The 323-nt window shown below is 67.8% G+C and carries 1 pseudogene; it reads right to left on the bottom strand.

The annotated features are described in order from the left end of the window. Positions 1-323, bottom strand: a pseudogene (glyA, locus tag HMPREF2716_RS13470) (serine hydroxymethyltransferase); the annotation flags it as partial.

Genomic DNA, 323 nt, shown 5'->3' with positions numbered 1-323 from the left:
GCCGTACTGCACGGCGTTGTACAGCTTGCCGGAGGAGGACACCTTGGCGCCGTGGGTGAGATGGCCGCCGTGGGCCAGGCTCATGCCGAGGATGGTGTCGCCGGCGTTGAGCAGCGCCAGGTACACCGCGGCGTTGGCCGAGGAACCGGAATGCGGCTGGACGTTGGCGTAGTCGGCGCCGAACAGCTGCCTGGCGCGGTCGATGGCCAACTGCTCGACCTTGTCGACGTGTTCGCAGCCGCCGTAGTAGCGCTTGCCCGGATAGCCCTCGGCATACTTGTTGGTCAGGCCGCTGCCCTGCGCCTGCATGACCCGCTTGCTGG

The sequence above is a fragment of the Pseudomonas sp. HMSC076A11 genome, from assembly GCF_001810205.1.
GTDB classification, from domain to species: Bacteria; Pseudomonadota; Gammaproteobacteria; order Pseudomonadales; family Pseudomonadaceae; genus Pseudomonas; species Pseudomonas aeruginosa.
This window is presented reverse-complemented; position numbering and strand designations above follow the sequence as displayed.